Source organism: Nguyenibacter vanlangensis, assembly GCF_013376155.1.
Lineage (GTDB): Bacteria > Pseudomonadota > Alphaproteobacteria > Acetobacterales > Acetobacteraceae > Gluconacetobacter > Gluconacetobacter vanlangensis.
On record NZ_JABXXP010001048.1, the window covers coordinates 1 to 767 of the forward strand.

1 pseudogene is annotated in these 767 nt (G+C 70.8%); it reads left to right on the plus strand.

Annotated features, from left to right (window positions below):
* Positions 1 to 767 (plus strand): annotated as a pseudogene (locus tag HUK84_RS21115) (ATP-dependent DNA helicase); the annotation flags it as partial.

Below are 767 nucleotides of genomic sequence, written 5' to 3' on the forward strand. Positions count from 1 at the left end.
CGGCCTTCGCGCCCAGGATAGTGCGGGGCGATCCGCACATGGTGCTGGCCGAGGCCGGGACCGGCACGGGCAAGACGCTGGGCTATGTCGCGCCGGCCAGCCTGTGGGCGGAACGCAATGGCGGGACGGTGTGGATCAGCACCTATACCCGCCACCTGCAGCGGCAGATCGAGGGCGAGCTGGCGCGCCTGTATCCCGATCCGGCGGTGCGGCGGCGGCACGTGGTGCTGCGCAAGGGGCGCGAGAATTATCTGTGCCTGCTGAACATGGAAGAGGCGGTGAATATCGCCGCCAGCCGCCCCGGCGCGTCGGGCGCCACCGTCGCGCTGTCGATGATCGCGCGCTGGGCCGGGGCGACGGCGGATGGCGATCTGACGGGCGGTGACCTGCCCGGATGGTTCGGCGACCTGTTCGGGCGCGGCATGCTGGCCGGAATCGCCGACCGGCGGGGCGAGTGCATCCATGGCGCCTGCCCGCATTACCAGCGCTGTTTCGTCGAACATTCGATTCGCCGCGCGCGGGAGGCCGACCTGGTGATCGCCAACCATGCGCTGGTGATGGCCCAGGCCGCCTGGCATGCGATGGACGGCGACGGCGCGACGGACGAGGACAATGTTCCCACCCGCTATGTGTTCGACGAGGGGCATCATGTGCTGGATGCCGCCGATGGCGCGTTTTCAGTCGAACTGTCGGGGCTGGAAGCGGCCGAACTGCGCCGCTGGCTGCTGGGGGCGGAGGGCGCGCGGTCGCGCGCGCGGGGGCTGACC